Annotated in this window: 17 protein-coding genes and 1 pseudogene; 12 read left to right on the plus strand and 6 right to left on the minus strand. The window is 68.2% G+C overall.

The window, feature by feature from the left end:
* The first annotated feature begins 24 nt into the window (after window positions 1–24).
* Complete coding sequence (locus SD37_RS18950) at window positions 25–945, plus strand: oxygenase MpaB family protein (RefSeq protein WP_044853154.1); 921 nt, start codon at window positions 25–27, stop codon at window positions 943–945.
* Between the two features lie 12 nt (window positions 946–957).
* Complete coding sequence (locus tag SD37_RS18955) at window positions 958–1983, plus strand: LLM class F420-dependent oxidoreductase (protein WP_044853155.1); 1026 nt, start codon at window positions 958–960, stop codon at window positions 1981–1983.
* Window positions 1984–2031: 48 nt separating this feature from the next.
* Here the strand turns inward: SD37_RS18955 and SD37_RS18960 are convergent, their stop codons facing one another.
* Window positions 2032–2673 carry a gamma carbonic anhydrase family protein gene (locus SD37_RS18960; RefSeq protein WP_044853156.1) on the minus strand — a complete coding sequence of 214 codons (642 nt, stop codon included), beginning with the start codon at window positions 2671–2673 and terminating at the stop codon, window positions 2032–2034.
* Window positions 2674–2818: 145 nt separating this feature from the next.
* Complete coding sequence (locus tag SD37_RS18965) at window positions 2819–4075, minus strand: HNH endonuclease signature motif containing protein (RefSeq protein ID WP_065912886.1); 1257 nt, start codon at window positions 4073–4075, stop codon at window positions 2819–2821.
* Window positions 4076–4269: 194 nt separating this feature from the next.
* Here SD37_RS18965 and SD37_RS43810 point away from each other — a divergent pair.
* The 10 genes and pseudogenes from SD37_RS43810 to SD37_RS19010 all read left to right on the plus strand — a co-directional run.
* A pseudogene (locus tag SD37_RS43810) lies at window positions 4270–4380 on the plus strand (IS5/IS1182 family transposase); the annotation flags it as partial.
* 249 nt (window positions 4381–4629) lie between these two features.
* Window positions 4630–6645 carry a neutral/alkaline ceramidase gene (locus tag SD37_RS18970; protein ID WP_044853158.1) on the plus strand — a complete coding sequence of 672 codons (2016 nt, stop codon included), beginning with the start codon at window positions 4630–4632 and terminating at the stop codon, window positions 6643–6645.
* Between the two features lie 17 nt (window positions 6646–6662).
* Entirely contained in the window at window positions 6663–7622 is a 960-nt protein-coding gene (locus SD37_RS18975) for a sphingomyelin phosphodiesterase (RefSeq protein WP_044853159.1), read from the plus strand.
* A 34-nt stretch (window positions 7623–7656) separates the two neighbouring features.
* Entirely contained in the window at window positions 7657–8961 is a 1305-nt protein-coding gene (locus tag SD37_RS18980; RefSeq protein ID WP_065912887.1) for an MFS transporter, read from the plus strand.
* Window positions 8958–10358, plus strand: coding sequence for a pyridoxal phosphate-dependent decarboxylase family protein (locus SD37_RS18985; RefSeq protein ID WP_044853161.1), 1401 nt, complete (start codon window positions 8958–8960; stop codon window positions 10356–10358). The genes SD37_RS18980 and SD37_RS18985 overlap by 4 nt, the downstream gene beginning before the upstream one ends.
* Before the next feature lie 75 nt (window positions 10359–10433).
* On the plus strand, window positions 10434–10865 hold the full coding sequence (locus SD37_RS18990) for an SRPBCC domain-containing protein (RefSeq protein ID WP_044853162.1): 432 nt from the start codon (window positions 10434–10436) through the stop codon (window positions 10863–10865).
* Window positions 10855–11190 (plus strand): ArsR/SmtB family transcription factor, encoded by a 336-nt coding sequence (locus SD37_RS18995; RefSeq protein ID WP_044853163.1) that lies wholly within the window; start codon window positions 10855–10857, stop codon window positions 11188–11190. Before SD37_RS18990 ends, SD37_RS18995 begins: the two co-directional genes overlap by 11 nt.
* Window positions 11187–11636, plus strand: coding sequence for an SRPBCC family protein (locus tag SD37_RS19000; RefSeq protein WP_044853164.1), 450 nt, complete (start codon window positions 11187–11189; stop codon window positions 11634–11636). Before SD37_RS18995 ends, SD37_RS19000 begins: the two co-directional genes overlap by 4 nt.
* A complete protein-coding gene (locus SD37_RS19005) occupies window positions 11633–12319 on the plus strand; it encodes a DUF899 domain-containing protein (protein WP_044853165.1) in 687 nt (228 codons plus the stop codon). Before SD37_RS19000 ends, SD37_RS19005 begins: the two co-directional genes overlap by 4 nt.
* Before the next feature lie 162 nt (window positions 12320–12481).
* Window positions 12482–12778 (plus strand): hypothetical protein, encoded by a 297-nt coding sequence (locus SD37_RS19010; RefSeq protein ID WP_044853166.1) that lies wholly within the window; start codon window positions 12482–12484, stop codon window positions 12776–12778.
* Window positions 12779–12851: 73 nt separating this feature from the next.
* On the opposite strand, the gene SD37_RS19015 is transcribed toward SD37_RS19010, so the two are convergent.
* From SD37_RS19015 to mrf, 4 genes are read right to left on the minus strand one after another with little or no spacing between them, the layout of a single operon-like run.
* On the minus strand, window positions 12852–13952 hold the full coding sequence (locus tag SD37_RS19015) for a GTP-binding protein (protein ID WP_044853167.1): 1101 nt from the start codon (window positions 13950–13952) through the stop codon (window positions 12852–12854).
* Entirely contained in the window at window positions 13949–14107 is a 159-nt protein-coding gene (rpmF, locus tag SD37_RS19020; protein WP_016334054.1) for a 50S ribosomal protein L32, read from the minus strand. The genes SD37_RS19015 and rpmF overlap by 4 nt, the downstream gene beginning before the upstream one ends.
* The gene (locus SD37_RS19025) at window positions 14107–14364 is read right to left on the minus strand and encodes a type B 50S ribosomal protein L31 (RefSeq protein ID WP_005149945.1); all 258 of its coding nucleotides are present in this window, start codon (window positions 14362–14364) and stop codon (window positions 14107–14109) included. The genes rpmF and SD37_RS19025 overlap by 1 nt, the downstream gene beginning before the upstream one ends.
* Window positions 14361–15614: a ribosome hibernation factor-recruiting GTPase MRF gene (gene mrf / locus SD37_RS19030; protein ID WP_044853168.1), complete on the minus strand. Its 1254-nt coding sequence runs from the start codon at window positions 15612–15614 to the stop codon at window positions 14361–14363. The genes SD37_RS19025 and mrf overlap by 4 nt, the downstream gene beginning before the upstream one ends.
* Window positions 15615–15635 lie beyond the last annotated feature (21 nt).

Raw genomic sequence — 15635 nt, forward strand, 5'->3', positions numbered from 1 at the left:
ACCAGCTCAGTGAGGAGACCGGGGATGACACAGCCGCGGCCGTTGGGACCGGATTCGCTGACCTGGAAGTACTTCGGCGACTGGCGGGGACTGCTCATCGCGCTCTGGGCCGGATCCATGCAGAACATGCACCCCGAGCTGGGCGCGGGCGTGGAGGAGCATTCGCGGTTCTTCGAGGAGCGCTGGCAGCGGCTGTTCCGCTCGCTGTACCCGATCGGGGGAGTGATCTACGACGGCCCGCGCGCTCAGCAGACCGCGCTGGAAGTGCGCGGTTACCACGATCGGATCAAGGGCGTCGACAAACACGGGCGGCGCTACCACGCGCTCAACCCGGACACCTTCTACTGGGCGCATTCGACGTTCTTCGTGAGCGCCATCCTCATCGCCGACAACTTCTGCGGCGGCATCGGCGAGGCCGAGAAGCGGAAGCTGTTCGAAGAGCATGTCCAGTGGTACGAGATGTACGGCATGAGCATGCGGCCGGTGCCGGAGTCCTGGGAGGACTTCCAGCTGTACTGGAAGCGCATGTGCGAGGAGGTCCTGGAGGACAACAAGGCCACCCGCGACGTCCTCGAGATCCAGGACATCGCCAAGCCGCATTTCCTGCCCTGGCTGCCGGACTTCGTCTGGAACCTCGTCCGCGGGAGCGTGGCGCGGAACTTCGTCTGGCTGACCGTCGGCCTGTACGACCAGTCGATCCGCGAGCGGCTCGGCCACACCTGGACCGCCCGCGACGAGCGACGGCACCGCCGCGTGGGAAAGCTGATCAATGCGGCGTTCAAGCTGGTCCCGCGCGATCGCCGTTACCATCCGCGCGCCAGGGCGGGCTGGCGCCGGGAGCGGGGCGAGCTGGCCCCGGACGCGCCGCTGGTCGAGACTCCTGCCAGGAACCTTCCGCCGCTTTCGGAGCGGGGCAAACCCGAGCACTACTCACCGAACGTCTGACGAGGAGCCTCGATGAAGCTGGGATACCACCTCGGTTACTGGTCCTCCGGCCCGCCCGAGGGCGCGCTGGACGCCGTTTTGAAGGCCGAAGAACTCGGCTTCGATTCCGTGTGGACCGCCGAGGGCTACGGTTCGGACGCCTTCACCCCGCTGGCCTGGTGGGGGGCGTCGACCAGCCGGATCAAGCTCGGCACCAACATCGTCCAGATGTCGGCACGCACCCCGACCGCGACGGCCATGCACGCGCTGACGCTGGATCACCTCTCCGGCGGCCGGTTCGTGCTCGGGCTCGGCGCGTCCGGGCCGCAGGTGGTCGAAGGCTGGTACGGGCAGCCGTATCCGAAGCCGCTGGCCCGCACGCGCGAGTACGTCGACATCGTGCGGAAGGTCGTCGCGCGGGAAGCGCCGGTGACCCATGACGGACAGCACTTCCAGCTGCCGCTGCGGGGCGGGACCGGACTGGGGAAGCCGCTCAAGTCCACAGTGCACCCGTTCCGCAAGGAGATCCCGATCTTCCTCGCCGCCGAGGGACCGAAGAACGTGGCGCTTTCGGCCGAGATCTGCGACGGCTGGCTCCCGCTGTTCTTCTCGCCCAAGAGCGACGGCTTCTACCGGGCCGCGCTCCAGGAGGGATTCTCGCGCCCCGGCGCCCGGCACGGTTTCGACGACTTCGAGGTCGCCGCGTCCGTCCCGGTCCTCGTCCATGACGACGTCGAGGAGGCGGCGAGCTGGATCAAACCGTCGCTGGCGCTCTACATCGGTGGCATGGGCGCGAAATCGGTCAACTTCCACCACGACGTCTTCGCCCGGATGGGATACGAGGACGTCGCCGACAAGGTCCAGGAGCTGTATCTGGCCAGACGGAAGGACGAGGCGACCGCCGCGATCCCGACGTCGCTGGTCGAGGACACCTCCCTGATCGGACCGGCGGAGAAGATCCGCGACGAACTCGCCGCCTGGGACGAGACCGTGGTGACTACGCTGCTGCTGCGGGGCGATGCCGCCACGCTCACGAAGGTCGCAGAGACCCTGGGGTAGCCCGCTCTCGTTTCGCGTCAGGCAAGATTCGCCCTGTCTACGGCAGCGCTAGCCGAGATTCAGAACCTCATCGTCCGCGTGCGTGCCGAACTCGGCGACGCGCACCTCCGCGATGCGCTCGTACCGGTTGATCCGGTCGGTCCACTCCGTGTCGATGCCGAACGCCACCTGCGCGAAGCCCACCCGGCCGACGGCCTCGGCCAAGCCCGGATCGCCAGGGGCCAGCAGCCGCACCGGCGCGTCCAGTGCCACGGTGTGCGGCGGCACGAAGTACTCGTCCGGCACAACGGTGCGCGCATGGACAAGCGCGCCGACAGCGACAACCGAGCCGTCCCCCAACCGTGCGCTCTGCAGGACCGTCGCCGCGGTCGCCACATAGACGCACCTGCCCACCTCGCAGCCCAGCAGCGTGGCATGCGGCCCCACGAAGACGTGGTCGCCGACGAGCACCGGCTGATCGCCGGCGACCGCGGACCCGCGCAGCACCGCGTTCTCGCAGATGACCGTCGCCTCCCCGATCTCGATCCGAGACCCCTCGGCATCGAGCACCGCGCCGTACATCACCCGCGCCCTTGGTCCCACGCGGACATCACCGACCAGCGTGGCCGTCGGGGCGACGTAGGCGGTGGGATGCACCTGCGGTTCATGCCCGCGATGCCGGATACGGATTCCCCGCGGCTCAACGATCATGAGCGGATCCTCGCCCGACGACCGCGAGCACGCTGGCGGATTTCCGACGTCACGTTCGTCGAGACTGCGCCAGCCGCGATCTGATGCACTACGGGGTGAAGGTGTCGGTCACGACCATGGCAACTCTCGCTTTCGGTGCTTCGGCCTATGTTCTGAGGTGCATGGTGTTACGCCGGGGTTGGCCGGTGGGGTCGAGATAGGCGGGCGGGGTGAACTCCGGCAGGCCGTCTTGGGCGATGGCGACTTTCCATTCGCTGCGGTGGATCAACCGGTGGTGCTTCGTGCAGAGCAGGACGAGGTTGTCGATTTTCGTTTCGCCGTGGTGTCGCCAGAAAACAATATGGTGTGCGGTACAACGCGGCACCGGCATGTCACAGCCCGGGAACGCGCAGCCGCCATCGCGGAGGGTCAACGCATACTTCTGAGCGAGGGACACCGTCCGTTTCGACCGGCCGATATCAAGCGGTTCGCCCGCGGTGCCGAGGACACCGGGCCGGACCCGAGCATCACACGCGAGGATCCGGGCATCGGTCGCGCTGATCGGCCCGACCAGATCCAGATGTGCCTCGCCGATGTCCCGGATCAAATCGTCGTAGGACATGGTGACGAGGATGTGGGTGGCTTCCCCGGCTTGTCCGGGAAGGTTTCGGCTGGTGGTCTTCAACCGCACGTAGTCGGTGAAAGCGTCCCCGTAGCGTTCGTCCTGGGTCCGAGAGTCCCGAACCCCATCAATGGCCTTATGCGGTTTCGCCAAGGGATCGAGGTCGGATTTCAGGCGTGCGTAGGTTTCCAGGTCGAGGGTGGCTTTGAGACCGAGGGTGCCGTCACGGTGCTTGACGAACCGCAGTTCCGGCCGCACATCTTTCGGGTCCTCGTTGCGAGGCTCCTTCCCGTCCGGGTCCAGCTCGTCCAAGAGCCGTCGCCCGGCCCGGGCGATCTGCCGGGGCCCGGCCCGGCGAGCCAGGTCGACCAGGATCTTCTCCCCGCCCCGCACCTCCTCCTCAGGGACGGTGGACGGGATCCGGGACAGGATGCGGATGATCGCGTCGACCTGACTACCGCCGATCGCGCCTTCGGCGGCGGCGTCGGCGGTCAAGGGCGCGAGAGGCGGCACGACCTCGCCACCCACCACCACCCCGGGATACAACGCCAGCACCCGATCAGCACGAGCACCGGCCTCCTTGTCCGTCACCAGGAAATCCTCAAAAATCATCGCCGCCAACGTCGCATGACCGGAACATCCACGAACACCCCGGTTATTGATTTCCGCCAGAATCGCATTCTGCTCCGCATCCAACCGGCGCTTCAACACTTCCAATTCCTGCTTGCGGGCATGCAGCGTCGCAGTATCGACGCGCCACCACTCGGTACGCGTCGTCTCGGATCTGTTATCGCTGGCCACGACCCCAACGCTACCCGCACTCGAACACCTGTGCTATAGCATATTCAGACTACAGGGCAGGCCGAAGAAGCCTCAGAAATACCTGAGGCGAGTGGTGAATCGCGTTCCAAGGACGCAGGCCACGCATTTAGGGGTCGTAACAGAATGATCGTGGGTGCGGTTTGTTGCCGTGTCTCGGTGATCGTCTGTGAGGGGTGGGGCAGCGGTGTCCATGGGAGGTCGATGACGGTCTGTCGGGGTGGATCGAGCCGTTGTTGCCGCGGGTGGAGCGTCGGTTTCGGCATCCGGGGCGTAAGCGGTTAGACGTCGAAGGCGCCTTCGCCCTGCCGCACTGATTCCGGCGTCTAAGCATCCGATGGGAGGTCCGCGACAACATCCACGAAGCCTTCCTTGTCCTCGGGTGCGCGTTCGCTGCGAAGCTTTCCGATAAGTGCGCCACTGACCCCGCATTTAGTCCTCTGGATGCGTCATGGGTTGCGAGCGTGAGGCCCATCACGTAGCGTCCCGCCTCGAACATGAAGTCGGTTCATGTTCGACGTCGGGAGGTGCTACTCATGGCGGTGAGCCGGAGGCGGGTTCTCGCGGGTGCGGCGGCGTTGCCGGTCGCGGCCGGTGTGCTCGGCGCCCATCGGGCACAAGCGGCGCCATCAGCGGTTTTCCGCGTCGGCGCCGGTATCTCCGACGTCACCGGCCCGGCCGCCGAGAACGGCATGATGGGCTACTCGATGCCGCAGCAGCAGACCGCCGGCATCCACCTGCGCACCCGGGCGCGGGCCTTCGTGGTCGACGACGGCGCCAAGCGGATCGCGTTCGTGACCGCCGACCTCGGCGCGCTGTTCCAGTCCGTCCACCAGGGTGTGCTGCGTAAGCTCCAAGCCGCGTTCGGCGACCTGTACACCGAGCAGAACGTGCTCCTCAACGCCACGCACACCCACTCCGCGTGCGGCGGCGATTCCCATTACGCCGCTTACGATCTGGCGATCCTCGGCTTCCAGCAGGAGGTCTACGACGCCGTCGTCGACGGCATCTTCGAGGCGATCAGCCGGGCGCACGCGAACCTCGCGCCCGGGTCGATCCGGCTCGGCCGCGCCGAACTGACCACGGCGAGCGTCAACCGCTCCCGCGCGGCCTTCGACCTGAACCCCAAGGCGGACAAGGACCACTTCCCGCAGGCGATCGACCCGGCCGTCACGGTGCTGCGGTTCAGCCAGGGCGGCGCCGACATCGGCGCGATCAGCTGGTTCGCCACGCACGGGACATCGATGAGCAACGGCAACCACCTGATCAGCGGGGACAACAAGGGGTACGCCGCCTACGAATGGGAGCACGACCACGCGGGCGTGCGGTACCTCGACGGGAACCCCCGGTTCGTCGCCGCCTTCCCGCAGACCAACACCGGCGACATGAGCCCGAACCTGAACCTCGAACCCGGCACACCGGAGACGGAGTTCGAAAACACCCGCACCATCGGAGATCTCCAGTTCCGCGCCGCGAAAAGCGCCTTCGACGCGGCCGCGGAAGCCGTGACCGGTGGCGTCGACCACCGGATGTGCTACGTCGACATGTCCGACGTCGCGGTCGACGCGAAGTACACCCCGAACGGGCGGCCGCAGCACACCTGCACGGCCGCGATCGGGGTGTCGATGCTGGCCGGAAGCCGGGAGGACGGCCCGGGGCTGCCGCTGCCGGAAGGCGTGAAGAACCCGTTCATCGACTGGCTCGGCGGCATCGACGCGCCGATCCCGCAGGCACTCGCCGACGCGCAGGCGCCGAAGGTGGTCGCCGTCCCGTTCGGTGCGATGAAGCCGTATCCGTGGGCGCCCGAGGTCCTGCCGCTGCAACTCGTCCGCATCGGACAGCTGCACCTCGTGGCCGTGCCCGCCGAGCTGACCATCGTGTCCGGGCTGCGCCTGCGCCGGACCGTCGCCGCGGAACTCGGTGTCCCACTGGAGAACGTGCTCGTCCAGGGCTACGCCAACGCCTACAGCCAGTACGTCACCACACCGGAGGAGTACGACGCGCAGCAGTACGAAGGCGCGTCGACGCTCTTCGGCCGCTACACACTTCCCGCGTACCAGCAGGAGTTCGCCAAGCTCGCGGCCGCGATGAAGGCCGGGACGACCGTGCCGCACGGGCCGACGCCGAGGGACCTGCGCGGGAAGCTGATCAACTTCCAGCCCGGGGTCCTCTTCGACAGCCCGCCCGCGTTCAAGGGCTTCGGTGACGTCCTGGTCGACGCGAAAAGCACCTACGCGCGCGGTGAGCAGGTCGCCGTCGAGTTCGTCACCGGGCATCCGAAGAACGACCTCCGGCGCGGCGGCACGTTCCTGGAGATCCAGCGGCTGGTCGACGGCAAGTGGGTGCGTCACGCCGACGACGGTGACTGGGACACGAAGTACCACTGGGCGCGGACCTTCGTCGCCGAATCGAAAGCCGTCGTCCACTGGAAGATCCCCCCGAACGCCCCGATCGGCAAATACCGCGTGGTCCACTTCGGCAACTGGAAGAACGGCTGGAACGGGGCGATCTCCGCGTTCAGCGGAACTTCCCGGACGTTCGTCGTCTCCTGACACCGGAAGGGTCTTCTGTGCGGAAGCTCGCCGTACTCGCCATCGCCGCCGCCCTCTTCGCCGGATCCGCCGTCCCCGCGCAAGCCGCGGTCTCGGTGAAGGTCATGGCGTTCAACATCTGGCAGCTCCCGTGGATCGCCAGTCCGAACACCTCGGACAAACAGGCCAGGGCCCGCGCCGCCGAGGCCGTCATCCGCGCGAACGACGCCGACGTCGTCGTCCTCGACGAGGCGTTCAGCGCCCAGGCGGAGGAGATGCGGAACCGGCTGAAGGACGTCTGGCCGTACCAGACCCCGCTCGTCGGCCAGTACTGCACGACGTCGCCGGGCTGGACCACGGTGAACGGGAACTGCTCGAATTCCCCCATCGTGGTCAACGGCGGGGTGACGGTGCTGAGCAAGGCGCCGGTGACCGAGAAGCACCAGCTGGTCTTCGGCAATTCCTACTCCGGCACGGCGGACTATCTGTCCAACAAGGGTGCCGCGCTCGCCCGGCTCGTCGTGAACGGGAAACCGCTCTGGATCGCGGGCACCCATATGCAGGCCGACGAGGGGCCGGAGACGCTGCCGAAGGCGCATGACGTCCGGATGGCGCAGCTTGGCGAGATCCGGGACCTGGTCACGAAATACGCGCCCGCCACCGAGCCGGTCGTCGTGGCCGGCGACCTGAACATCGAGTACTGGGCGGGACAAAAGCGCAAGGACTCCCTCGGCCGGACCCAGATCCAGCAGGGTGAGGCCTTCCTCGACGGCGTCCTCCGCACCACGGGTGAAGGCGCGTACACCTTCGACGCGGTGACCAACCCGCAGGCCGCGAAGTCGGTCCCGGCGACTTACCGTGACTCGCTCGACTACGTCGGAGCCGTGCGGGCGGGCGGCCGTCCACTCGCCGCTGTCGGCCCGGTACAGCTCGTGCATTACGACGGTGGCACGATTCCCTCCGACCACTACCCGGTGGTGGCCAAGATCCAATACTGAGGCCTTCATCGGGAGAATCGCCTCGAGGAGGATCATGGCAGCCCTGCCAGCACGGACGAGGTATCGCTACTCGCTCGGCTCGTTCGTCACCGGCGCCTTCGGCACGGTTCCCGGCCTGCTCCTCCTGAAGTACCTCACCGACACGATGGCCGTCCCGGCGGGCGTGGCCGGCGGGATCGTGTTCGTTCCCAAGGCGTGGGACGTGCTGTTCAACCCGATCGCGGGAAGGCTCTCGGACGCGGACATGGTCCGCACCCGCAGCCGTCGCCGGTTCCTGCTCTACGGCGGCATCGGTGTCTCGGTCCTCTTCGCGGCGCTGTTCGCGCACCCCGGCTTCGGCGACCCGCTACCCGACGCGATCTACGTCGTCGTCGCGTTCCTGTTGTGCGCCACCGCGTACGCGTTCTTCCAGGTGCCGTTCAACGCACTGCCCGCCGAGCTGACCGACTCGGCCGAGGAACGCACGAAGCTGACCAGCGTCCGGATCGGCTTCCTCGCGGTCGCCATCCTGATCTCCGGCGGCGGCGCGCCCGCGATCACCGACCTCGTCGGCGGTATCGCCGGGTACCGCCTGATGGGCGTGTTCATCGCCGTGATCATCCTGCTCGCGACGCTCGGCGTGTACTTCGGCCTGAAGGACGCCCCCGTCGGCGCCCTGCGGCCGAACACGGTGAGCCCGCGCGAACTGCTCCGGACGCTGGCGCAGTGGCGGCCGTTCCGCTGGCTGCTCGGGGTCTACTTCATCCAGGCCCTCGGGATCGGCACGGTGCTGGCCGCGATCCCGTTCTTCGCCGAGCGGATCCTCGGCAGCTCCGGCTATTCGACGGTCCTGTTCGTCGGTTTCGTCGGCCCGGCCCTGCTGACCATGCCGCTGTGGCCGAGGCTCGGCGCGAGCCTCGGGAAGCTCGCCGGTTTCCGCATCGCCACCGCCGCGTTCGGCGTCGGCCTGCTGGGGCTGCTCGGTGCCCAGGTGTTCCCGTTCGCGGTCACGATGGTCTTCGTCGCCTTCTGCGGCGTCGGGTACGCGGGGATCTCGGTGTTCCCGCTGGCGATCCTGCCGGATCTGATCAGCGACGAGGAGGAGCGGACCGGGGAGACCAGGGCCGGGGTCGCCGCCGGGGTCTGGACCGCGTCGGAGACGCTGGGGCTGGCGCTCGGACCGGGGCTGTGGGGGCTCGTGCTGCAGTTCGGCGGGTACCAGTCCAGTCTCGACGCCAAGGCCGCGCAACCGGACAGCGCGCTCACGGCGATCCTGCTCGGCGCGTCGATCCTCCCGGCCGTGCTGATCGTGCTGGGCATCCCGTTGCTCCGGAAGTCGGTGCTGGAGCGCCGGTCGTGACAGCCGAAGACATCCTCCGGGAGCTGCGGGAACTGCGCGCGGGAGACCTGCCGACCCACGGCGGCCGGACGCTCGCCTATGTCTACGACAGCGGTCTGTCCGAAGTGGACGAACTCGGCGCGGCCGCGCACGCGCTGGCGTCGTCGGCCAACGGTCTCGACCCCACCGCGTTCCCCAGCCTGCTGCGGATGGAGAACGACCTCGCCGGAACCGCGGCGCGGTTGCTGGGCGGCACGGCGGAGACGGTCGGCTCGGTGACCTCCGGCGGCACGGAGTCGTGCATGCTCGCGGTGCTGGCCGCCCGCGACGCGCGACCGGAGGTGACGTCGCCGAGCATCGTGCTGCCCACGACGGCGCACGCCGCGTTCCACAAGGGGGCGCATTTCTTCGGTGTCCGCGTGATTCCGGTGCCGGTCGATCCGGTGACCTTCCGCGCGGTCCCCGAGGCGATGGCCGCCGCCGTCGACGACACCACGGTGCTCGTCGTCGCGAGCGCGCCGTCGTACGCCCACGGCGTCCTCGACCCGATCCCGGAGATCGCGGCACTGCTGGACGGCGTCCGGTTCCATGTGGACGCCTGCATCGGCGGCTGGGTGCTGCCGTATCTGGGGCTCGGCCCGTTCGGTTTCGACGTTCCCGGCGTCACCAGTGTCTCGGTGGACCTGCACAAGTACGCCTACTGCCCGAAAGGCGTGTCGGTTCTCCTGCACGCCAACGCCGGACTGCGGCGCACGCAGTACTTCGCCAGCGCCGACTGGCCCGGGTACACGATGCTCAACACCACGCTCCAGAGCACGCGGTCCGGTGGCCCGCTCGCCGCGGCGTGGGCGGTCGTGCGTCATCTCGGAGACGAGGGGTACGCCAAGCTGGCTTCGGCCGCGCGGGAGGCGGCCGTGGAGATCCGCGCCGGCATCGAGGCGCTGGACGGGCTGCGCGTCCTCGGCGATCCGGTGTCGACGCTGCTCGCGTTCACCGTGGACCACGGCACGGGTTTCGACCTGTTCACCGTCGCCGACGAGATGCGTGAGCGTGGCTGGTACGTCCAGCCTCAGTTCGCCCACGAGTCGTCGCCCGCGAATCTGCATTTGACTGTGACAGCCGCGAACCGGGGGAGCGAGGAGGCGTTCCTGACCGACCTCGCCGCTTCGGTCGGGGCCGCCCGTGAATCCGGTCCGGTCGTCGTCGACCCGCAGGTGACCGAGTTCGTCGCGGCGCTGGACCCGGCGACGTTGACGCCGGAGCAGTTCGCCGGGCTGCTGGCGGCCGCGGGCCTCGGCGGGGCAGCGGGCCTGCCCGCTCGAATGGCGGAGATCAACGCGCTGCTGGCCGCCGCGCCCGGCCCGCTGCGGGAGCGGCTGCTGCTGGAGTTCCTCGGCGCGCTGTACACCGCCTCCTGAGTCACCCTTGACGCAATCGGTCGGTTGCTATACAAAGTTATAGCAACCGATTGATTGCTACTTGAGGAGGCCGTCGTGGGATTCCCCGACCGCATCGAACGCACCGTCGAGCTCGCCCATCCGCCGGCCAAGGTCTGGGCCGCGCTGACGACGGCCGAAGGACTGGGCACCTGGTTCGGGAACCAGGCGACCATCGACCTGCGGCCCGGCGGTGACGCGGAGATGAAGTGGGACAACGGGCACAAGGCGAACATGCGCGTCGAACGCATCGAAGAGCCGGAGATCTTCGGCTTCACCTGGCAGATCTACGGTCTGCCCGACGACGACCCCCGCCGGACCTACGTCGAGTTCACCCTCGAACCGGTCGGCGCGGGCACCCGCCTCACGGTCGTCGAGAGCGGCTTTTCGCAGCTTCCGGAAGAAGCCCACCGCGTCGCGTTCGAAGGGAACACGAAGGGGTGGGCGGCGGAACTGGGTGAACTGATCGAATACCTCGATGCCGCCTGACACCGAAGCGATCGCCGAACAGGTCTTCGTCGCACTGGCCGACCCGAGCAGGCGGAGCATCCTCGCCACGCTCGCCGCGGGCGGCCCCGCCACGGCGACCGATCTCGCCGAGCGCCTGCCCATCACCCGGCAGGCCATCGCCAAGCACCTCGCCCTGCTCACCGACGCCGGACTGGTGACCCCGGAACAGGGGGAGCGGCGCCGCGTGCGCTACCGGCTGTGCTCGGCCCCGATGCAGGTCGCCCAGCAGTTCCTGGCGGCGCTGGCCCGCGATTGGGACGGCCCGCTCGCCGCCTTGAAAGACCATCTGGAGGGATCATCATGAGTTTCACGACGAGTTTCACCGTCGACCAGACGCCGCGGCAGGTCTACGACGCCTTCACCGACGTCCGCGGCTGGTGGTCGGAAGAGATCGTGCACACCGGCGACGAGTTCGAGTACCACTACGAAGAGCTCCACCACTGCCGCGTACGGATCACGGAGTCCGTACCGGGCCGCAAGGTCTCTTGGCTGGTCCTCGAAAACCACTTCGACTTCACCCGGGACGACACCGAATGGGTCGGCACCACGATCACGTTCGAGATCACCGAGAAGGACGGCAAGACCGAAGCGCGCTTCACGCATCACGGCCTGGTGCCCGAGTACGAATGCTTCGAGGTGTGTCACAAGGCGTGGACGTTCTACGTCGGCACCAGCCTGCGCGCGCTGATCACCACCGGCGAGGGACAGCCGAACCGGCAAAGCGTCCTGCCCGCGGAGCTGGCGCGATGAAGACGGTCACCCCGGCGGAATGGGAAGAAGCGCGGCTTCGCCTGCTGGTGAAGGAAAAGGAGCTGACCCGCGCCCGTGACGCGCTCGCCGCCGAGCGCCGCCGGATGCCGTGGGTCGCGGTCGAAAAGCCGTACGAGTTCGAGGGACCGTCCGGAAAGGTGAGCCTGCTCGACCTGTTCGAGGGACGCCGTCAGCTGATCGTCTACCGGGCGTTCTTCGATCCCGGGGTGGAAGGTTTCCCCGACCACGCCTGCAAAGGCTGCTCGCTGGTGGCCGACCAGGTCGCGCACGTCGCCCACCTGAACGCCCGGGACACCACCCTGGCCTTCACCTCACGCGGATCGCAATCGGACATCGCGCGGATGAAGGCGCGGATGGGCTGGACGATGCCGTGGTACACGATGACCAGTGACTTCGACGTCGATTTCGGCGTCGGCGAATGGCACGGCACCAACGCGTTCATCCGCGAGGGTGACCAGGTGTACCGGACGTACTTCATCAACAACCGTGGCGATGAGGCGATGGGGAGCACCTGGAGCTACCTCGACATCACCGCGCTGGGGCGCCAGGAGGAGTGGGAGGACTCGCCGGAGGGCTACCCGCAGACCCCGCCGTACGCGTGGTGGAACTGGCACGACGCTTACGAAGGTTCCGCACCCGCCGGTGGCTGCTGCTCGTCCTGAGCTTCCCGCGTTTCGCCCTCTGGATGCGGTAGTTGCGCGTGCAAGTACCGCATCCAGAGGACGAAACGCGCGGATACTCGGTCGGGTGAGAGCGCTGCCGGGCGGGAAAACCGGTGCTACGGTCCGCCTGATCAGGCAAGATCGATCAGGAAGGATCCGGTGATGACCGCCGCGCACACCGAACACGCCGGCCATACGCACGCCCACGGCGAAGGATGCGGCCACGTCGCCGTCCCCCACGGCGACCACGTCGACTACGTGCACGAAGGTCACCTGCACCGCGCCCACGACGGACACTACGACGAGTGCGAAGCCGACGCCCACGTCCCGCATCAGGGTCACGAGCACGCCCACGGCGAGGGCTGCGGCCATGTCGCCGTCCCGCATGGCGACCACGTCGACTACCTGCACGACGGCCACCGCCACGCCGTGCACGGGGACCACTACGACGACCACTGACGCGCGGGCCTGCGTGTGTCATAAGGGGTCCCCATAGGACGAATTTCGTCCTATGGGGACCCCTCATGACACTTCAGTGGACGTGCACCGCCTCCCACTCCGGGAAGGGATCCGCCCCGGCGAAGTCCACACTGGACAAACACGACCGAAGCGCGTCCAGCAGGGCGTCCTTCTCCAGCCCCACCCCGATGAACACGAGTTCCTGCCGCGGCGCGTCCTCGACGCCCTGCGGCTCGAACCGGGCGACCGACCCGGCCTGCGACCACAGCCCGGTCACGCCGGGCCGCGACGCCAGGGAGAAGAACCCCTTCGACCGCAGGACGGTCCCGTACTCGCCGGAATCGAGCTGCTCGACGAAGTCCCACAACCGTTCCGGGTCGAAGGCCCGCCCGGAGCGGAAGACGACACTGGAGATCCCGTACTCCTCGGTCTCCGGAACGTGGTCACCGTTGAGTTCGGCCACCCAGCCGGGTGCCTCCTGTGCCCGCTCGACGTCGTAACGCCCGGTGCCGAGCAGCCGCTCCAGCGGAACCCGGCCGTGCGTCGAGACGACCACTTCCGCGGCGGGGTTCAGCCGTCGCAGCACCGCTGTCAGCCGTTCGAGGGATGAGGCCGGGACGAGATCCGCCTTGTTCAGCAGGAGGACGTCGGCGAATTCGATCTGGTCCATCAGCAGGTCGCTGACCGTCCGCTCGTCGCCGTCGTACTGGTCCAGCTCACGTTCGGCCAGCGCGTCGCCCGAGGCCAGTTCCCGCTCGAAGTTCACCGCGTCGACCACGGTCACCATCGTGTCGAGACGCGCGGTGTCCAGCAGGGTGGCGCCGTCCTCGCGGGCGAACGAGAACGTCGCCGCCACCGGCATCGGCTCGGAGATCCCGCTCGATTCGATGAGCAGGTAGTCGAACCGGCCGTCCGCGCAGAGCCGCGAGACCTCTTCCAGCAGGTCGTCGCGCAGGGTGCAGCAGATGCACCCGTTGGTCATCTCGACGAGGCGCTCTTCGGTGCGGGACAGGCTGTTCCCGTCCCGCACGAGCGCGGCGTCGATGTTGACCTCGCTCATGTCGTTGACGATCACCGCCACCCGCAGTCCTTCGCGGTTGGCGAGGACGTGGTTGAGCACGGTCGTCTTGCCCGCGCCGAGGAACCCGGACAGCACCGTGACCGGCGTCGTCACTTCCCACCTTCATGGAAATGCTTCATCAGCTTGCGCGGCACCAGTTTCGTCTCGCCGTTCACCTTGATCGGCACCAGGTCCGGCACGGCGGCCTTCCACTGCGAGCGCCGGGACCGGGTGTTGCTGCGCGACATCTTCCGCTTCGGGACGGCCATTACTTCGAACCTCCACGGCGGCCGTAGCGGCGGTGGAACTTCTCGACCTGGCCCGCGCTGTCCATGATCCGCTGGTTGCCGGTCCAGAACGGATGCGACCACGAGCTGATCTCGACGTTCACCACCGGGTAGGTGTTGCCGTCGGTCCATTCGATGGTCTGCTCGGAGGTGGCGGTGGACCGCGTCAGGAAGGCGTCCCCGGTGGAGAGGTCCTTGAACACCACCGGGTGGTAGTCGGGGTGGATGCCTGGTTTCACTGCGTTTCGTCCTTTCGGTTCGACACGTTCACGTCGTGCTTCTCGGGGTCGATTTCCGTGTCTTCACACGGTTCTTCGTGCCATTCGCCGAACGGATCCGGGTAGCGGAGCCATTCCCGCTCACCGGCGGCGAGTTCCCCGTCGGTCAGCAGCGCCCCGCGCAGGGCGGCCTCGACCTCGTCGGGGGTGGCTTGATCGGTGACGACGACGAGTTCCTGCGCCCGGTCGCCGAACACCGGGTCCCAGCGCAGGGAGGCGAGCGTGCGACGTTCGGGGGAGACATCGGCCCAGTCCGGCCCGCCGTCGGCGGCGAGCCACGGGCCCGCGTGCCCGACACCGAGGCCACCGCCCGCCGACTCGATCCAGAGCGCCATGTCCGGCTGGCTCGCCACCCAGAGCCGTCCCCGGCTCCGGACGACGCCGTCGAGCAGGACGTCGATCGCGTCGTGCAGGCGCTCCGGGTGGAACGGCCGTTGCGCGGTGAAGGTGAGCAGGCCGATCCCGCAGTCGGTGTGCAACGGCGGTTCGCCGTACAGCAGCGGTCCGTGCATGTCGGTGACCTCGCCGCGCCGGGCTCCGGCCGGGACGGCGCCGAGCACGGTCGCCCCGTCCACTTCGGACAGTCCGATACGGGGGATCGACGGCGCGACCCGGTCGAGGACGGCCGACGCCTTCGCCGCGGACCAGGCGTCGGCCGCCGCGCCCGCCAGGACGAGCAGGTCGGCGAACTCGACCTGGGCCAGCGCGACCTGGGCGACGGTGCGCTCGTCCTCGGGGCTGGCCTGGATGTTCCGTTCGGCCAGCGTTTCGTCGCCGGTGGCGTCGGCCAGCCAGCTCTCGCAGTCGACGACGGCGAGCACGGCCTGGAGATCGACGTCCTCGATCACCGGGCTGTCGCCGACGAGGACGTTCCGCAGCGCCCAGCTCACCGGCTCGGGCTCCATGGCCTCGTCGAGCCGGACCACGATCCGCCGCACCTGCGGCATCCGCGCAAGCTTGCGCAGCAGCGGCAGCAGGTCTTCGCGCAGTGTGCACGACACGCAGCCGTGCGCGAGTTCGAGGATCGTCAGCTGGTCGCCGTCGCCGAGCCGGATCCGCCGCTTGACCACTCCGGAGTGAATCTGCCTCAGGTCGTGATGCACGACGGCGGTGCCGGGCTCGGCAAGGCGCAGCCGCTCGGCGAGGTCGGCGTTCGGTCCCGGTGCGAGGCCACCGATCAGGACGAGGGGCACGCGGGGGTTGTCGGTCACTGAAGCTCCGGGGCGTCGAGG

The sequence above is a fragment of the Amycolatopsis orientalis genome (genome assembly GCF_000943515.2).
GTDB classification, from domain to species: Bacteria; Actinomycetota; Actinomycetes; order Mycobacteriales; family Pseudonocardiaceae; genus Amycolatopsis; species Amycolatopsis orientalis.